The organism is Nocardia arthritidis, from assembly GCF_011801145.1.
Lineage (GTDB): Bacteria > Actinomycetota > Actinomycetes > Mycobacteriales > Mycobacteriaceae > Nocardia > Nocardia arthritidis_A.
Genome location: NZ_CP046172.1, coordinates 3,615,227 through 3,631,451, shown reverse-complemented (window position 1 = coordinate 3,631,451; position 16,225 = coordinate 3,615,227). Strand labels below are relative to the sequence as shown.

The 16,225-nt window shown below is 67.1% G+C and carries 17 protein-coding genes; 5 read left to right on the top strand and 12 right to left on the bottom strand.

Annotated features, from left to right (window positions below):
- Positions 1–612: 612 nt before the first annotated feature.
- Positions 613–2,076, bottom strand: a complete 1,464-nt coding sequence (gene rpsA / locus F5544_RS16315) for a 30S ribosomal protein S1 (protein ID WP_167473978.1) — start codon at positions 2,074–2,076, stop codon at positions 613–615.
- A gap of 243 nt (positions 2,077–2,319) precedes the next feature.
- Between rpsA and F5544_RS16310 the strand changes: the two genes are divergently transcribed.
- Entirely contained in the window at positions 2,320–3,171 is an 852-nt protein-coding gene (locus F5544_RS16310) for a class I SAM-dependent methyltransferase (protein WP_167473977.1), read from the top strand.
- On the opposite strand, the gene F5544_RS16305 is transcribed toward F5544_RS16310, so the two are convergent.
- The 4 genes from F5544_RS16305 to F5544_RS16290 all read right to left on the bottom strand — a co-directional run bounded on the left by F5544_RS16305 (position 3,149) and on the right by F5544_RS16290 (position 6,530).
- Positions 3,149–4,366, bottom strand: coding sequence for an erythromycin esterase family protein (locus F5544_RS16305; protein WP_167473976.1), 1,218 nt, complete (start codon positions 4,364–4,366; stop codon positions 3,149–3,151). The genes F5544_RS16310 and F5544_RS16305 overlap by 23 nt on opposite strands.
- Before the next feature lie 165 nt (positions 4,367–4,531).
- Positions 4,532–4,702 carry a toxin-antitoxin system HicB family antitoxin gene (locus tag F5544_RS16300; protein WP_167473975.1) on the bottom strand — a complete coding sequence of 57 codons (171 nt, stop codon included), beginning with the start codon at positions 4,700–4,702 and terminating at the stop codon, positions 4,532–4,534.
- A 9-nt stretch (positions 4,703–4,711) separates the two neighbouring features.
- The gene (locus F5544_RS16295) at positions 4,712–5,596 is read right to left on the bottom strand and encodes an SPFH domain-containing protein (protein WP_167473974.1); all 885 of its coding nucleotides are present in this window, start codon (positions 5,594–5,596) and stop codon (positions 4,712–4,714) included.
- Positions 5,597–5,681: 85 nt separating this feature from the next.
- On the bottom strand, positions 5,682–6,530 hold the full coding sequence (locus F5544_RS16290) for a LysR family transcriptional regulator (RefSeq protein ID WP_203217574.1): 849 nt from the start codon (positions 6,528–6,530) through the stop codon (positions 5,682–5,684).
- A gap of 98 nt (positions 6,531–6,628) precedes the next feature.
- On the opposite strand from F5544_RS16290, the gene F5544_RS16285 reads away from it, so the two are divergent.
- Complete coding sequence (locus tag F5544_RS16285) at positions 6,629–7,345, top strand: SDR family oxidoreductase (protein ID WP_167473973.1); 717 nt, start codon at positions 6,629–6,631, stop codon at positions 7,343–7,345.
- 63 nt (positions 7,346–7,408) lie between these two features.
- Here F5544_RS16285 and F5544_RS16280 read toward each other — a convergent pair whose 3' ends face one another.
- Positions 7,409–8,773: an FAD-binding oxidoreductase gene (locus tag F5544_RS16280; RefSeq protein WP_167473972.1), complete on the bottom strand. Its 1,365-nt coding sequence runs from the start codon at positions 8,771–8,773 to the stop codon at positions 7,409–7,411.
- 71 nt (positions 8,774–8,844) lie between these two features.
- Here F5544_RS16280 and F5544_RS16275 point away from each other — a divergent pair, with 71 nt between their 5' ends.
- Positions 8,845–9,762: a LysR family transcriptional regulator gene (locus tag F5544_RS16275; RefSeq protein WP_167473971.1), complete on the top strand. Its 918-nt coding sequence runs from the start codon at positions 8,845–8,847 to the stop codon at positions 9,760–9,762.
- Between the two features lie 21 nt (positions 9,763–9,783).
- On the opposite strand, the gene F5544_RS16270 is transcribed toward F5544_RS16275, so the two are convergent.
- The 5 genes from F5544_RS16270 to F5544_RS16250 form a co-directional block, all read right to left on the bottom strand.
- A complete protein-coding gene (locus F5544_RS16270) occupies positions 9,784–10,749 on the bottom strand; it encodes a phosphotransferase family protein (protein ID WP_203217573.1) in 966 nt (321 codons plus the stop codon).
- Positions 10,750–10,759: 10 nt separating this feature from the next.
- Positions 10,760–11,512, bottom strand: coding sequence for an amino acid ABC transporter ATP-binding protein (locus tag F5544_RS16265; RefSeq protein WP_167479247.1), 753 nt, complete (start codon positions 11,510–11,512; stop codon positions 10,760–10,762).
- Positions 11,513–11,556: 44 nt separating this feature from the next.
- Positions 11,557–12,519: an amino acid ABC transporter permease gene (locus tag F5544_RS16260; protein ID WP_167473970.1), complete on the bottom strand. Its 963-nt coding sequence runs from the start codon at positions 12,517–12,519 to the stop codon at positions 11,557–11,559.
- A 3-nt stretch (positions 12,520–12,522) separates the two neighbouring features.
- Positions 12,523–13,446 carry an ABC transporter substrate-binding protein gene (locus tag F5544_RS16255; RefSeq protein ID WP_167473969.1) on the bottom strand — a complete coding sequence of 308 codons (924 nt, stop codon included), beginning with the start codon at positions 13,444–13,446 and terminating at the stop codon, positions 12,523–12,525.
- A gap of 120 nt (positions 13,447–13,566) precedes the next feature.
- Positions 13,567–14,640 (bottom strand): isocitrate/isopropylmalate dehydrogenase family protein, encoded by a 1,074-nt coding sequence (locus F5544_RS16250; protein WP_167473968.1) that lies wholly within the window; start codon positions 14,638–14,640, stop codon positions 13,567–13,569.
- Positions 14,641–14,718: 78 nt separating this feature from the next.
- On the opposite strand from F5544_RS16250, the gene F5544_RS16245 reads away from it, so the two are divergent.
- Together F5544_RS16245 and trxA are read left to right on the top strand one after the other, a co-directional pair.
- Positions 14,719–15,240 (top strand): 2'-5' RNA ligase family protein, encoded by a 522-nt coding sequence (locus F5544_RS16245; RefSeq protein ID WP_167473967.1) that lies wholly within the window; start codon positions 14,719–14,721, stop codon positions 15,238–15,240.
- A 49-nt stretch (positions 15,241–15,289) separates the two neighbouring features.
- A complete protein-coding gene (trxA, locus tag F5544_RS16240) occupies positions 15,290–15,658 on the top strand; it encodes a thioredoxin (RefSeq protein WP_167473966.1) in 369 nt (122 codons plus the stop codon).
- A 65-nt stretch (positions 15,659–15,723) separates the two neighbouring features.
- On the opposite strand, the gene F5544_RS16235 is transcribed toward trxA, so the two are convergent.
- Positions 15,724–16,155 carry an alpha-isopropylmalate synthase regulatory domain-containing protein gene (locus tag F5544_RS16235; RefSeq protein WP_167473965.1) on the bottom strand — a complete coding sequence of 144 codons (432 nt, stop codon included), beginning with the start codon at positions 16,153–16,155 and terminating at the stop codon, positions 15,724–15,726.
- Positions 16,156–16,225 lie beyond the last annotated feature (70 nt).

Here is a 16,225-nt window from a genome sequence, read left to right as displayed (position 1 = left end):
ACGGGTCGGCCGTTACCCGTTCGTCGATAACCGCCGCACCCCGGCTTCAAGGTGCACACCCCGTACATCGTGTGCACGGTTCGAAGCCGGGGTGCGGCAGCCCTCATTCACCTTTGAACACGTAGGTAAGCGGTTCGCGCGGAGCAATTGGCTTCTCGCACAAGCTATTGCATGCGCGAGAAACTGAAACCTTCGCGGGAACAACGGCATCCGGAATACGAAACCGGAACACCCTCGGCGTGGGGTCGGATTGGCGTCATCTAAGGTGCGAAACCGGAACGCCGCATACCAACGCACACCGCGCCTATCTCAGGCGATCCAGCCGTCGTAGCGACGCGACCACGAGACCAACCCACCGATCACGCCGACCAGCACCCGCCCAACAACACCCCGGAAAACGACTGCGCCCCAACCGAATCCGGTTGGGGCGCAGCGTTCGTTCACCCGAGGCTCGAACCAACCCGAACATCCGCTCACAAAGCAACCCGGGAAGGGGGTCCGGGGGCGTAGCCCCGCCGGGTGGGGTGTGGGGGCTTCGCCCCCACAAGATACGAGCGAAACGAGAAAGGCGAGCGCTCTTTGCGAGCGCTCGCCTCCTACTCGTGCAGCGGCTTAACCGTTGCCCGACAGCTTCTCACGCAGAGCGGCCAGCTGGGCGTCGCTCGCGAGCGAACCGCCGGCGGGTTCCGACTGCGAGGCCGCGGCCTGCGCACCGCTCTCGGAGGAGTAGTTGGACGGGCCACCGTTGGCGGCCTCGGCCGCGGCGTCGGCCGCCATCTTCTCCATCTGCGCGGTGTGCATCTTGTGGCGACGCTCCGCCTCGGCGTAGCGGCCTTCCCACTCCTCGCGCTGCTTGTCGAAGCCCTCGAGCCATTCGTTGGTCTCGGGATCGAAGCCCTCGGGGAAGATGTAGTTGCCCTGATCGTCGTAGCTGTCGGCCATGCCGTACTTCGACGGGTCGAACTCGGCGTGGTAGTCCTCGTTCGCCTGCTTCAGCGACAGCGAGATCCGGCGACGCTCCAGGTCGATGTCGATGACCTTGACCATCGCGTCGTCGCCGACGGCGACAACCTGATCCGGCACCTCGACGTGGCGCTCGGCCAGCTCGGAGATGTGCACCAGGCCCTCGATGCCCTCCTCGACGCGGACGAACGCGCCGAACGGAACCAGCTTGGTGACCTTGCCCGGCACGATCTGGCCGATCGCGTGGGTGCGGGCGAACTGGCGCCACGGATCTTCCTGGGTCGCCTTGAGCGAGAGCGAAACCCGCTCGCGATCCAGGTCGACGTCGAGCACCTCGACGGTGACCTCGTTGCCGACCTCGACGACCTCGGACGGGTGGTCGATGTGCTTCCAGGACAGCTCGGAGACGTGCACCAGACCGTCGACACCGCCGAGATCGACGAAGGCGCCGAAGTTGACGATCGAGGAGACCACACCCTTGCGGACCTGGCCCTTCTGCAGCTGGTGCAGGAATTCGCTGCGCACCTCGGACTGGGTCTGCTCCAGCCAGGCGCGACGGGACAGGACCACGTTGTTGCGGTTCTTGTCCAGTTCGATGATCTTGGCCTCGATCTCCTTGCCGACGTACGGCTGCAGATCGCGGACGCGGCGCATCTCGACGAGCGAGGCAGGGAGGAAGCCGCGCAGGCCGATGTCCAGGATCAGACCGCCCTTCACGACCTCGATGACGGTGCCCTTGACGGCCTCGTCCTTCTCCTTGAGCTCTTCGATGGTGCCCCACGCACGCTCGTACTGCGCCCGCTTCTTCGACAGGATCAGGCGGCCTTCCTTGTCCTCCTTGGTGAGAACGAGGGCCTCGACCTCATCGCCCACGGAAACGACCTCGTTCGGGTCGACATCGTGCTTGATGGAGAGTTCGCGGGAGGGGATGACGCCTTCGGTCTTGTAACCGATGTCGAGCAGAACCTCGTCGCGGTCGACCTTGACGATGGTTCCTTCGACGATGTCGCCGTCGTTGAAGTACTTGATCGTGGCGTCGATGGCGGCGAGGAAGTCCTCGGCGGAGCCGATGTCGTTGACGGCTACCTGCGGCGAGGTGACGGTGGTGGGCATGTGTCGGTTTGCTCCGGACGGATTGTGGTCGGTTGCGGACATTGGAACTTTCGGTACGCTGCGATCTCACCGCGCAGGTGTGATTGACGGACACTAGGAACGTACCGCACGCAACGCATGTGAAACTCAGCACGGGTTGAACTCCGGTACGGTTGTACTGAAGACACTCGCGCGTTCAGCGTACGCGACCTTGGTCCGGCCGGGCAAACCGGTCCCACGCGCCGCGCCGATTACGCTGTCGGCGTGTCGGATGAACGCCATGCGATGGCAAACGCACTGCTCGGAACCGCGGGAACGGCGCGGACCCGGCTCGGTTCGGCCGCGAGTCAGCAGGCCAGCCGGCGCTGGTGGGACGCCGACGCCGAGCAGTACCACGAAACCCACGCCGATTTCCTCGGAGTCGACTCCCCCGAGGGCGAATTCATCTGGTGCCCAGAGGGTCTGCACGAGGGCGATATGCATTTCCTCGGCGAGCTGGCGGGCAAGCGGATCCTGGAGATCGGCTGCGGTTCGGCGCCGTGCGCGCGCTGGCTGGCCGGGCAGGGCGCGCATCCGGTCGGGCTCGACCTGTCCATGGGGATGCTGGCGCGCGGGCGCGCGGCGATGGACCGGGGCGGGCCGCGGGTACCGCTGGTGCAGGCGGGCGCGGAGGCGCTGCCGTTCCGGGACGAATCGTTCGACCTGGCCTGTTCGGCCTTCGGCGCGGTGCCGTTCGTCGCGGATTCGGCCCTGGTGATGCGCGAGGTGGCCCGGGTGCTGCGGCCGGGCGGCCGCTGGGTTTTCTCGGTGAACCATCCGATGCGCTGGGTCTTCCCCGACGATCCCGGTCCAGCCGGGTTGACCGCATCGATTCCCTATTTCGACCGAACGCCCTATGTGGAGTTGGACGGTGAAGGTCTGCCGACCTATGTGGAACACCACCGCACCATCGGCGACCGGGTGCGCGAAATCGTCGCGGCCGGTCTGCTCCTGAAGGACATCGTGGAACCGGATTGGCCGGAATGGCTGGACCGGGAATGGGGTCAGTGGAGTCCGCTGCGCGGCGAGTTATTTCCCGGCACCGCCATATTCATCACCGAGAAACCGGAATCCTGAGGAAGGCGACGGCATCCATGCCGATCGCCGGATCGAGCGGGGCATAGCGGGTGTCGTCGGTGGACCGGGGCCGCAGCTCGGGATATTCCGCGAGGATGGTGGCGAGTTCGCGCGGCGGGAAGAGCGCACGCTCCGCGGTCGCCGCCGCGAGCACACCTTGCAGGGTGGACCGGTCCTCCCGGGTGTCGACATCGTCGACGCCGTCGGCGGCGATGAAGACATAGCGCTCGCCCAGGTGCGCGGCGGCGAGCGCGCCCGCACTCCACCAGCGCCAGTCCGGTCCGATGGTGGTCCGCACGTTGGCCTCGTTGCGCTGTAGATGCGCATTGCTCGCGAATACCAAGGCAGGCCTGCCGGTTTCGGCGATCGCGAGCAGATTCTCCGACATCATGACATCGCGCAGGCCGCCCAGTATCGAGATCCGGTCCGGCACCGGATTCGCCATCGCGGCGTGGTAGCGCAGCAGCCCGTGCGCGGTTCTGGCGAACATGCTGGCGCGCTCGAAATCCTTGTCGGAAACGGCCTTTCGCAGGATGGGCACTTCGGCCTCGAAACAACCCAGTAGGTCGTCCACGGCACAGCGCAATGCCCTGGCCCGGTCGGTGTCGCCGATGGACCGGGCCGCCTCCCACATGGCATCCGGATTCGACCATTCCGCGTCGTCACCGATCAGCTCGTCCAATTCGCCTGCGGTGTGCGGGATTCGCGACGCGGGCAGATGTTCGGCCAGAAAGGTATGGACCGAGTGCACGACGACGCGGGGGCTCGGCGCCGCCGCTATCTCGAGCGGACCGTCGAAACCGTGGAAGCGGACGCGATCGGCCGGGGCCACACCGGCGTTGTAATCGCGCAGCCAGCAGATCAATTCACGATTCGCCCGGAACGTACCGAAGTTGTGACTGAACCCGCGCGCGAGCACATCGTCGAGATCGCCGCGGCCGGTGGTCACGTAATCGTCGACCAATATGCCCGCGAGGCAATCCGATTCGAGTGCGATGGCGCGAAAACCGTGCCGCGACACCAGTTCCCGCAGCAGGCCGTTGCGCAGTTCCGGGAATGCCTCGATGCCGTGCGTCGGCTCGCCGAGGGCGAGCAGCGACGGCGGCGTCGGGAGGGCGTCCAGGAAGGTGCGTACCGAATCGGCGAGCGCGGCGGCGGAGAGGTCGAGGCCGGAGACTGATATCGGAGAGGTCATCGGAATCCTTTGCTACACAACAAAATGACCCCTTCAACGATATCATTGAACACCGTATTGGTATTTTCCGCGAATTTCTCTGCTATCTAGCGGGTAAACCCTCAAATGCCCAGATAGCACGACGCCGGGCGTCGCACCCGATGCCCGGCGTCGCTTCAGCGCTACTCAGTCCCCCACAGGTTTCGATTTCGGTTTGCGGCCCGCCTCCTCCAGCGCCAGCCGCAGTGCGTACTCGATCTGGGCGTTGATACTGCGCAGGTCGTCGGCGGCCCACTTGGCGATGGCGTCGTGCACCGACGGATCCAGGCGCAGCAGTATCTTTTTGCGCTCGACCATGAGATCGGCTCAGCTGTAGAGGGTTCCGGCGTTGACGACGGGCTGTGTCGCGCGATCGCCACACAGTACGACAAGCAGGTTGGACACCATCGTCGCCTTGCGCTCCTCATCCAGTTCCACCACGCCCTGCTCCGCCAGCCGGTCCAGGGCCAATCCGACCATACCGACCGCGCCCTCGACGATCTTGGTCCGGGCCGCGACCACCTGGGCGGCCTGCTGACGAACCAACATGGCCTGCGCGATCTCGGGCGCGTAGGCGAGGTGGGTGATCCTGGCCTCGATGATCTCGATGCCCGCCATCTCGGTGCGGTCGCGCAATTCGGTGGTGAGCTCGCCCGCCACCTCGGCGCCGTCGCGCAGGCTGGTGCGCTCCGTGTCGTGCGCGTCGTACGGGTGGGTGGTGGCCAGATGCCGGACCGCGGCCTCGGACTGGGTTTCCACGTACACCTCGTAATCGTCGACGGCGAAGGCGGCCTTGAAGCTGTCGACCACCCGATAGACCACCACGGCGGCGATCTCGACCGGATTGCCGTCGGCATCGTTGACCTTCAGCTTCTGCGTTTCGAAGTTACGCACCCGCAGCGAGATGCTCTTGCGGTCGGTGAGCGGGACCACCGAGTAGAAGCCGGGTTCGCTCACCGAGCCGATATAGCGGCCGAAGAACTGAATAACCTTGGCCTCGTTGGGATTCACGACCACCAGCCCAGTCGCGGAGAGCAGTAGCGCGACCACGACGAGCGTCCCGACGATTGCCCCGGCTATTGCCAGCGCGTTGTCGTTCTTGGCCCCCTCGGCATAGCCGGCCGCCGCGGCCGCACCGAATCCGATGACCAGCACGAACACCCCCAGTAGCACCGGGAACCCGTTGACGTGAAAGGCAGCCCGAAGCTTCATGACATCCTCCTAGTATCATGGTGATATCACTAAGATAGCAGCAGTATCCCCGGCCCGGAAGTCCGGATTTTCGATGACGATCGGTTCAGCGCACGGCCGCGAGCTCGGCGAATTCGTCGAACAGCGGATCGCGCCGCTCGACCGCCCAGGCCAGGCATACCTGGTTGGGTGCGAGCCCGCGCACCGGCACATAGGCGATATCCGGCCGGGTGTAGAAGGTCGCCACCGAGAGCGGCAGCACGACGATCCCGTATCCGGCGGCCACATGCTCGAGCTTTTCCTCGACGCTGCGGAAGACCGGTGCCACGTCGCGCGAACGCGTCGCGATATCCCGCCATTCCGGCACCGCATCCGGATCCTGACTCAGCCGCTCGTCGGCGAGATCGGCGATCTCGACCGACTCCTTGCCCGCGAGCCGGTGCTCGGCGGCCAGCACCACCACCCTCGGCTCGGTGTACAGCGGGCGCACGCGCAGGCCGTGCCGGTCGATCGGCATGCGCACGAAGCCGGCGTCGACCCGGCCGTCGCGGATCACCTCGACCTGGTCGTCCCAGGTGGTGCGCACCAACTCGACGGTGAGCCCGGGATGGCGTTCACGCAGCGCCCGCACCGGCTCGGTGACGATCAGGCCGGGCATGAAGCCGACGGTGAACGTGTCCGCATCGCGTGACGCCCGAATCACCCTGCGACGCAAGGCATTCGCGCTGGCCAGCAGCGGACGTGCGTCGGCGAGCAGCTGTGCCCCCGCCGCGGTCAGCTCGGTCGAGCGACGGTCCCGGACGAACAGCTGCGCGCCGAGTTCGTCCTCGAGCGCCCGGATCTGCCGGGACAGTACCGGCTGCGCGATATACAGCGCCCGAGCCGCCCGGCCGAAGTGCAGATGCTCGGCCACGGCGACGAAATAGCGCAACTTGCGCAGGTCGACATCCACCATGATGCCCTCAGGGTATTACAGACGCGGAAAAGGGTTTTGGACGCGGGCGGGCTCGCGGACCGAAGGTGGACAGGCAGTTTCGACCGAAAGGAAAAGCCATGTCCCTCACTGGACAACATGTCGTAGTCCTGGGCGGTACCTCGGGAATCGGATTCGCGGTGGCCGCCGCCGCGGCCGGGCGGGCGGCGAAAGTCACGGTGGTTTCCAGTGATCCGGAGCGGGTGGCGCATGCGGTCGCGCAGCTGCCGGACGGCGTCGCGGGCAAGGTCGCCGACCTGACCGAACCGGCCCGGGTGACCGCGCTGTTCGACGAGATCGGCGCCCTGGACCATCTGGTATTCACCGCGGGCGAGGCGCTGCTGCTCGGCCCGCTCGCCGATCTGGACCTGACCGCCGCGCGAAAGTTCTTCGAGCTCAGGTATTTCGGCGTGCTCGCCGCGGTGCGGGCGGCCGCGCCGCTGATCGCGCCCGGCGGCTCGATCACCCTCACCACCGGTACCGCGAGCCCCCGGCCGATACCCGGGTCGACGGTGACCTCCAGCGTCTGCGGCGCGCTGGAGGGTCTGACCAGGGCGCTGGCCGTGGAACTCGCCCCTACCCGGGTGAATGCGGTGATGCCGGGCGTCGTTCGTTCACCGATGTGGGATTTCCTGCCGGAGGATGCGCGCGAACAGCTCTACGGCAGCGGCGGCGGCGCACCGCTGGGCCGGATCGGCGAGACCACCGATATCGCCGAGGCGTACCTGTTCTACCTGACCCAGCGGCACGCGACCGGCACGATCATGCCGCTGGACGGCGGCGCGATCCTCGTGTGACACACGAATCGGGCGCGGTGCCGACATATTTCGGCACCGCGCCCGATCAGGCCGGGCGGCAGGTCAATTCGGCCGGATGTTGCGGTTGAACCGGAACATGTTGTGCGCGTCGTACTTCGACTTCAAGGCCGCGAGCCGGGCGTAGGTCTCGGCGGCGTATCCCGCCCTCGTCTGCGCCTCGTCGGCGGCCGCGCCCGCACCGTAGAGGAAATTCAGGCTGTGGCCGATCGTCCACGGCGCCAACGCCTCTCGCACCTGTGCCAGCGCCGCCGGCGCCGCGGCGCCGTCCGCCGGCTCGGGCATGGCGATCACCCGCACCACATACGCGGCGTCCCGGTGATCGACCGCGACGCCGTTCGGGCCCGGCCGCCGCAGCGCGCCGCCCAGGTGGCGGATATCGACGACCACTCGCAGCGGGCCGTCCGGACCGGTCAGCGCGAGCAGCGCGGACAGCGTCTCGGGGGTCAGCTCGCCGAGCATGGCATTGGTCGCGGCGTACCCGTGCGGATGTTCGGGATCGCTGTGAATGGTGTGGTTTTCGGTGTACGGCATGGTGCGCAGGTCGTCCTTCAGCCGCGGGCCCACCGCCCGCAGCGGTGCCACCAGCCGCTCCCCCTCCTCGGCCGATCCGGTGAAGGCGATCCGGAACGAGGCCACGTACCGGCCGCGCAACGGCTCGGGCACCTGCGGGATATCCGGGAAGGTGAGCAGGACGACGGTGGAGGTGAGTTCCTCGGGCACCGTCGCGGTCCATTCCCGCCACGCCGCGAGCGCGGCGTCCACCAGCGGCGTATCGAACACCAGCTGACCGCCCCAAACCTCCGTCAGCTCAACCAGTTCCACCTCCAGCGCGGTGATCACGCCGAAGTTGCCGCCGGTGCCGAGCACCGCGCCGAACAGTTCGTCGCCCGGGGTCAGCCTGCGCACCCGGCCGTCGGCGGTGACCAGTTCGATCGCACGCACATGATCGGCCGCGTAGCCGAATTGCCTTGCCAGGATGCCGGTTCCACCGCCGAGGCTGTACCCGACGACGCCGACCGATGGCGAGGACCCGTTGAGCGGGGCGAGACCGTGCCGTGCCGCCGCCTCGACCAGCGCACCCGCCCGCACGCCCGCACCGATCCGGGCGATCCGGGTGGCCGGATCTATGGTGATGGCGGTCATCCGGCGGGTGCTGATCAGCACACCGCCGTCGGCCGCGACCGAGAGCCCGTGCCCGGTCGCCTGAACGGCAACCGGAAGTCCTTGCCGCGCCGCGTATTCCACCGCGCTGCGGACATCCTCGGCGTGCACCGCACCCACCACGAGCGCGGGCCGGTGCGTATACGCGGTCTGGAATCCGGCGATCTCCGCTTCGTACCCTTCGTCGCCGGGGCGGAAGACCGGGCCGGTGAAGGTGTCGACGGTCTGCGTTGCGTTATTTCCCATGACTCATACGATGCTCGACCACGAGCTAGAAGTACAACAGATAGATCTTCTAATAGCTAGAATGATTGTTTATGGAACTGCGGCAGCTGCGCTACTTCGTCACGGTGGTCGAGGAGGCCAATTTCACCAGGGCCGCGGCCCGGCTCCACCTGGCCCAGCCCGGCCTGAGCGCACAGATCCGCCAGCTGGAGCGCGAGCTCGGGCAGCCGCTGCTGGAACGCGGCCCGCGCTCGGTCGTCCCCACCGCGGTGGGCGCGGCGGTGCTCGCGCACGCCAGGGCCGCCCTGGACGCGGCCGAGCGGATCACCCAGACGGTCGACGAATTCACCGGGCTGCTGCGCGGCCACGTCCGGATGGGCCTCATCTCGGGCGCGGCCACCGACGAATTCGACGCACCGGGGCTGCTCGCCGATTTCCACGACGACCATCCGCAGGTCGGCATCAGCCTCACCGAGGACACCTCCGACCGCATGCTCGCGGCCGTGCGCTCCGGCGAACTCGATCTCGCCCTCGTCGGATTGACCGGCGCCGCACTGGATCCCGCCATCGACACCGAGATCGTCCTGGATACCGCCGTCGTCGCCGCGGTGGCCGCGGCCGACGACACGCACACCGACCGGATCGCGCTCGACGCGCTGCGCGAGCATCCGCTGATCTGTCTGCCCGCGGGCACCGGTGTCCGCGGCGTGCTCGAACGCGCCTGCGCGGCGGCCGGATTCGAGCCCGATATCGCCTTCGAGGCCGCCGCTCCGCCGGTGCTGTTGCGACTGGCCGCGCGCGGGCTAGGCATCGCGGTGGTACCGGAACTCACCCCCGAGCAGGCGGCGGCGTTCGGTGTCCGGACGCTGCAAATCGTCGATCCACCGTTGCGCGGCAGGCTCGCGCTCGTCTGGCGGCGCGACCCACCACCGGCCCCGGCCGCGAAGGTGCTCCTGGGCCAGCTCCGGATAGCCGTGCATCACAAGAACTCCCGGAACGTACAGCCGTAGCGATTCGGCCGTGCAACCGAATCAGTGCACGCCCCAAAGCGTTTCGGCGAGTTCATCGATATCGGTGATTCCGGTCAGGTCGAACGGGACCTCCTCCAACACCTCGAAATCGTGCAGGAAGGTGAAAGCCAGCATCGCCCTTGGGAACTCGGGCGTCACCTCGAATTCGGCGGCCGCCAGCGCGACACCCAACAGCTCCCGGTCGGCGCGGAACGCGTTGAGATGCAACTGCACCAGGCTGTACCGGAAGTCGCCCGCGTAGACGTCGTTGAAGTCGATCAGGCCGGTGATCTCACCGCGCTCCGGATCGGCGAAGAGATTGTCCGCGTTCAGGTCGCCGTGCACGAAAACCGGTGCGGCGCCGTCGATCAGGTCGTCGACATCCGGCAGGAATCCCTCGACGGCGGCGAGCAGCTCCGGCGACAGGTAGCCCCACCCTCGATGGTCGGCCACCGTCGCGCTGCGCCGTGGCCGCAGCATCTCGGCGAATTCCGGTGCGTCGTAACCGAGTACGCCGGTTTCCACCAGCGGCACCGCCCGCAGGCCCACCAGCAGCTCGCCCGCACTCCTGGCCAACCGCAGCGCGGTGGCCCGGCCCGCGGTCGCCAGCACCTGCCGCCACGGCCGTCCCGCCACCGCCGATGTCACCAGAAACGGCCAATGCCAACCACTTTCGCCGGGAAGCAGCTCACCCCGGGCGAGCAGCCGAGGCACCGGCAGCGGTTGCCCGCCGAGCACCCGATACGCCTCGGTCTCCGACACCAGACTCTCCGGACCGGACCAATACGGGCCGAAGAACTTCACCACCATCCCGTTATCGCCGACGACCACCGGATTGGTGCTCGGCCCCGGCACCGTCAAGGTCCGCGGCTGCGGTAGCCCCACCGAGGCCAGCGCGTGCCGGGCCCAAGGCGCCCACAGCTCGATATCGTTGCGGCGCGCCGCGTACGCCGCGTCCGAATTCAACTCGCTCAGGTCCGGCAGCACGGCCGGAACTCTATAGGATCCGGGACAGGAAAGCCTTCGTGCGCTGGTGCTGCGGATTGGTCAGTACGTCGAGCGGCGCCCCGGCCTCGACCACCACGCCGCCGTCCATGAACACCAGCTGATCGGCGACCTCGCGGGCGAAACCCATTTCGTGCGTCACCACCACCATCGTCATACCGGACCGCGCGAGTTCCCGCATGACCGAAAGCACCTCGCCGACCAGCTCCGGATCCAGCGCCGAGGTCGGCTCGTCGAAGAGCATCAGCTTGGGGTCCATGGCCAGCGCACGGGCGATGGCGACGCGCTGCTGCTGACCGCCGGACAGCTGGGCCGGATAGGCATTCGCCTTCTCCGCCAAGCCGACTCGGTCCAGCAGCTCCTTGCCCCTGGCGATCGCGCGCGCCCTGTCGACCTTCTTGACCTGTATCGGCGCCTCGATCACGTTCTCCAGCGCAGTGCGGTGCGGGAACAGATTGAAATGCTGGAACACCATGCCGATTTCGCGGCGCTGCTTGGCCGCCTCGCGCGGATGCAGCTCGTAGAGCTTGCCGTTGCGCTCGCGATAGCCCACCAGATCACCATCGACGTACAGGCGGCCCGCGCTGATGTCCTCGAGATGGTTGATGCAGCGCAGGAAGGTGGACTTGCCGGAACCGGACGGCCCGACGACACAAAGCACCTCGCCCCGCCCGACATTCAGCGAAACACCCTTGAGCACCTGCAGCGCGCCGAAGCTCTTGCACACCCGATCGGCGACGATCATCGGCTGCGCCGGGTCGGTCGGTTGCGTCATGTCCTGCTCGCCGCTCATTTCGCCTTCACAATCGTCTGCGCGTCCGCCAGCTCCTGCAGCTGCTTGGAGGTCAGCTGTCTGGTCGCGCCGCGGGAGTAGTAGCGCTCCAGGTAGAACTGGCCGACCATCAGCACGCTGGTGATCGCCAGATACCAGGTCGCGGCGACCAGCAGCAGCGGGATCGGCTGGAAGTTCACCGCGAAGATGTCGCGGGCCCGGCCGTACACGTCGGCGGTGTAGGGCACCGCGGCCGCCAGCGAGGTGGTCTTCAACATGCCGATCAGCTCGTTACCGGTCGGCGGGATGATCACCCGCATCGCCTGCGGCAGCACCGTGCGGCGCATGGTCTGGCCCCAGGACATGCCGAGCGCGATGGACGCCTCGCGCTGTCCTTCACCGACGGAATTGATTCCGGCGCGGACGATTTCGGCCATGTACGCGGCCTCGTTCAGGCCGAGGCCGATCACCACGAAGAGGAAGGTGGCCTGCATGTGCTGCACGTCGATGTGGAGCAACTGCGGCCCGAACGGAACGCCGAGCTGAATGTTCTTGTACAGCGACGGGAACAGACCCCAGAACACCAACTGCACGTAAACCGGTGTGCCACGGAAGATCCAGAGATACACCCAGGCCGCCGACCGCAGCACCGGGTTCGGCGATAGGCGCATCACCGCGAGCACCGTGCCGAGCACCACGGCCAGCGCCATGGCCAGGACGGTCAGCTCCAGCGTGATCACCACACCGGATTCGATCCGGCTGTCGAACAGATATTTCCAGTAGGTGCGCCAGCCGTAGGCCGAGTTGGTGGCCGCGCCGTAACCGAACAGTGCGACCAGCACGAGGATGATCGCGGCGGCGATCCAGCGGCCGGGGCGGCGTAGCGGTATTGCCTTGATCGGAGTGGGTTCGCCTGCGGTGGTGGCTCCCCCACCTTGCCCGGTGTCGCCGGGCAAGGCCGTCGTATCAGATGAGGGCATCGATCAGCTCTCGGCGCCGTTCACGACCGACTTGGTGATCGCACCGTCCTGGACGCCCCAGTTCTTGCAGATCTCCAGGTACTTTCCGGAATCGATGAGGTGCTGCACGGCGGCGGACAGCAGTTTGCCCAGCGGCGAACCCTTCGGCACCGCCCAGCCGTACGGCGCGGAATCGAATACCTGACCGGCGGCCTCGATCTTGCCGCCGCTCTGCTTGATGCCGTAGGCGGTCACCGGAGAGTCGGCCGACATGCCGTCGACCTGGCCGAGCACCACCGCGTTGGTCGCGGCGCTCTGCTCGTCGAACGACTTCTTATCGATGGCGGGCTTGCCCGCATCGGTGCACTTCTTGCTCTTGGCCGGGATCTCGTCGGTGTCCTCGACGGTGTTGGCCTGCACCGCGACCCGCTTGCCGCAGGCGTTGTTCGGGTCGATCGGCTTGCCGACCGGCTGCGCCCACTGGATGCCTGCCTTGAAGTAGGTGGCGAAGTCGACCTGCTGCTCGCGTTCCTTCGAATCGGTCATCGAGGACATACCGACGTCGTAGGTGCCCGCCTGGATGGTCGGAATGATCTTCTCGAAGGCGGATTCGGTGTATTCGGCCTTGATGCCGAGGGTCGCGGCGACGGCGTCCATCAAATCGACATCGAAGCCGACGATCTTGCCGCTCGGGTCCTTGTACTCGTTCGGCTGGTAGGGGACGTTCACACCGACGACGATCTTGCCGGACGACTTCAGCTTGTCCGGCAGCTGCGCGGCGAGCGAATCGACCTTCTCGATACCGCCGACCTTCTCGGCCTTCGGCCCGGTGTCCTCGGTGTTCTTCGTACAGCCCGTCAGCGCCAGTGCGCCGCAGGCGAGCACGCACACCGCCTGCAGGGCGCGCCTGCCAACTACCGATCGAACAGACACAGCAGCCCTCCACATTTCGAATACCTGAAACCCGGGCGTCACCACCCGTTTGGCAATCTAAGCGACCGAGCCGCTCCGTGCGTGACAGTAACGGAAGATTCATCCGTACTGTGTCGTACCACGGCGACACTCCGATTACCGGCGGTGCACCCTAGCACATACCTGCTCGGTGAATTCGCTGGTCGAGGCCAGGCCGCCGAGGTCAGCGGTGGCGATACCGGCCGCGAGCGCGGCGGCGACGGCGCGCTCGATCCGCTCCGCGGCCTGCCGCAAACCACCGTCTGAGTCACGAGTCCCCAACCAATGCAACAGCATTGCCGCGGACAGCTGCAAAGCGGCCGGATTGGCGCGATTATGCCCGGCCAGCGCGGGCGCGGCACCGTGCACTGCCTGGGCCATCGCCCTGGTGGCCGAACAGTTCAGCGATGCGGCCAAACCGAGTGAGCCACTGAGCTCACCCGCCAGGTCGGAAAGGATGTCGCCGAACAGATTCTCGGTCACCAGCACATCGAATTGCGGTGCGGCGCGGACCAAATGGGCCGCCATCGCATCCACGTGCTGATCGTCGACCGTCACACCCGGATAGTCGCGAGCCACTTCGTAACAAACATCACGAAAAAGTCCCATCGTCATCGGCAGCACATTGGCCTTGTGCACGATGGTGACCCGCTTGCGCCGCGCCACCGCCAGGCGAAACGCCTCGTGCGCGATCCGGACGCACGCGTCCCGGGTCACCACGCCGACGGCGAGCGCGACATCCGGCGTCGGCCGGAACTCCCCCGACCCGGCGAACATATTGCGGTCGGCGTAGAAGCCCTCGCTGTTCTCCCGGACGATCACCAGATCGATATCGGGTGCGACGGAACGCACACCGGCGAACGCCCTGGCCGGACGGATATTGGCGTAGAGCCCGAACCGTTTCCGGATGGCCCCGCCGGGTGCGGCCCGATGCTCCGGCGGGTACGAGGCGTTGTCGTGCGGGCCGAGGATCCAGGCGTCGAGTTCGTCCAGCGTGTCGAGGGTCGATTCCGGCAGCGGTGTGCCGAATTCGGCGATCGCCCGGTGACCGATCGGCAACGGCACCCATTCGACCGGGGCGGCATCGGCCGCGGCCAGCGCCTCGTCCACCACCCGCCGGGTGGCGCCGACCACCTCGGGGCCGATGCCGTCACCTTCGATCAGACCGAGTCTGATGCGCCCATCGTTCACCGGTTCATCCTCCCCGCGCCGCGCGGGCACGCCCGAACCGACCCGCCCACCCGGCGATACCGCTACCTTCTGGAGATCATGGTGCAATCGGTCGAACTGCTGTTGGACGATGCGGCCGACGCCGAGATCCGGCGCGAGTGGCGGTTGCTCGCCGACGCCGGAATTCCGAGCCCGGCGGCCAAAACCACCGAAACCAACCGGCCACATATCACTGTCGCGGTGGCGCGGCAGATCTGGCCGCGCATCGACCATGCCCTGGACGGCTATGTTTTCCGGCCCTTCGCCATCCGGCTGGGCGGGGTGCTGATCTTCGGCGCGCGCAACCCGATCCTGGTCCGGCTGGTGGTGCCGTCCGAACAGCTGCTCGCGGTGCAGCGCGCCATCTTCGGGATCGTCGCGCCGTGCCCCGGCGTCCCGGCCAACCTGCACCCGGACGCGTGGACGCCGCACATTACGCTGGCCCGGCGGGTCGCGGCGCAGCGGCTCGGTGAGGCGGTGCACGCGGTGGCCCGGGACCGGGATTTCCCCGCGACCGTGGTGGGTATCCGCCGTTGGGACGGCGATCGACACTGTGAGTGGGGAATCGGCAGTGGAAGATAAGCGGAACCGGATGTGTTATAGCGGTGCATACCGAATATGAGAGGACGTCATGGCCACCCAGACGCTGACCCAGCAGAACTTCGATGAGGTAGTCACCGGAAACGACGTGGTACTCGTCGATTTCTGGGCTTCCTGGTGCGGTCCGTGCCGCAGCTTCGCGCCGACCTTCGAGGCCTCCTCGCAGGCGCACCCCGACGTGGTGCACGGCAAGGTGGACACCGAGGCCGAGCAGGGCCTGGCCGCCGCGGCGAATATCCGGTCCATCCCGACCATCATGGCCTTCCGCGAGGGCGTGCTGGTGTTCGCGCAGCCGGGTGCGCTGCCGCCCGCCGCGCTGGAGGATCTGGTCACCCAGGTGAAGGCGCTGGACATGGACGAGGTGCGCAAGCAGCTGGCCGAACAGTCCCAGGGCGAGTAACCGAGCAACTCAGGGCCGTTCACATTCACGAAATGTGAACGGCCCCTTGTTGTTTCAGACGCGGTTCAGACGCCCAGGCGGTTCACGCCGGCGATCATGGCGCGCACCGTCGATTCGGCGCTGTCGCCGGCGATGGCCGCACCCCAGCCGCGCCTGCCGTCGCATTCGCACTGCACGAAGGTGGCGGTGCCATCCTCGGTGCGGCGCTGATGGAACTGCAGGATTTCGACCGGATAGCCCTCGTCGTACAGCGCCGAGGTGAGCGCCGCGACCGGGCTGCCGCTCGCGACGACGGTGCGCAGGCGGTCGGCGAATTCGAGGGTCGCGATGAAATCCGCGCCCCGATTGACCGACGACCAGTCGCCGAGCCGGATCGGGCCCGCGTTCTCGCCGTACCGGAGGTGGAATTCGGCGGGCGTCATGCCCGTGCTCTCGGCGCGCAGGCCCTTCGGGGCGGCGGCCAGCAGGTTATTCGTGTCAAGTGTCAGGATCGTCATGTGCACGTAGGTCTTCCCGGAGAAGTCTTTCCACAGATGGAGGAGGGGACCAGCAGCCAACAATCAACGG

Excerpts from the sequence above, each read along its gene's own strand:
- F5544_RS16260 (WP_167473970.1), bottom strand. The coding sequence starts at position 12,519 with ATGCCCTCATCTGATACGACGGCCTTGCCCGGCGACACCGGGCAAGGT.
- F5544_RS16255 (WP_167473969.1), bottom strand. The coding sequence starts at position 13,446 with ATGTGGAGGGCTGCTGTGTCTGTTCGATCGGTAGTTGGCAGGCGCGCC.
- F5544_RS16275 (WP_167473971.1), top strand. The coding sequence starts at position 8,845 with ATGGAACTGCGGCAGCTGCGCTACTTCGTCACGGTGGTCGAGGAGGCC.
- F5544_RS16280 (WP_167473972.1), bottom strand. The coding sequence starts at position 8,773 with ATGGGAAATAACGCAACGCAGACCGTCGACACCTTCACCGGCCCGGTC.
- F5544_RS16235 (WP_167473965.1), bottom strand. The coding sequence starts at position 16,155 with ATGACGATCCTGACACTTGACACGAATAACCTGCTGGCCGCCGCCCCG.
- rpsA (WP_167473978.1), bottom strand. The coding sequence starts at position 2,076 with ATGCCCACCACCGTCACCTCGCCGCAGGTAGCCGTCAACGACATCGGC.
- F5544_RS16290 (WP_203217574.1), bottom strand. The coding sequence starts at position 6,530 with ATGGTGGATGTCGACCTGCGCAAGTTGCGCTATTTCGTCGCCGTGGCC.
- F5544_RS16295 (WP_167473974.1), bottom strand. The coding sequence starts at position 5,596 with ATGAAGCTTCGGGCTGCCTTTCACGTCAACGGGTTCCCGGTGCTACTG.
- F5544_RS16285 (WP_167473973.1), top strand. The coding sequence starts at position 6,629 with ATGTCCCTCACTGGACAACATGTCGTAGTCCTGGGCGGTACCTCGGGA.
- trxA (WP_167473966.1), top strand. The coding sequence starts at position 15,290 with ATGGCCACCCAGACGCTGACCCAGCAGAACTTCGATGAGGTAGTCACC.
- F5544_RS16245 (WP_167473967.1), top strand. The coding sequence starts at position 14,719 with ATGGTGCAATCGGTCGAACTGCTGTTGGACGATGCGGCCGACGCCGAG.
- F5544_RS16305 (WP_167473976.1), bottom strand. The coding sequence starts at position 4,366 with ATGACCTCTCCGATATCAGTCTCCGGCCTCGACCTCTCCGCCGCCGCG.
- F5544_RS16265 (WP_167479247.1), bottom strand. The coding sequence starts at position 11,512 with ATGATCGTCGCCGATCGGGTGTGCAAGAGCTTCGGCGCGCTGCAGGTG.
- F5544_RS16300 (WP_167473975.1), bottom strand. The coding sequence starts at position 4,702 with ATGGTCGAGCGCAAAAAGATACTGCTGCGCCTGGATCCGTCGGTGCAC.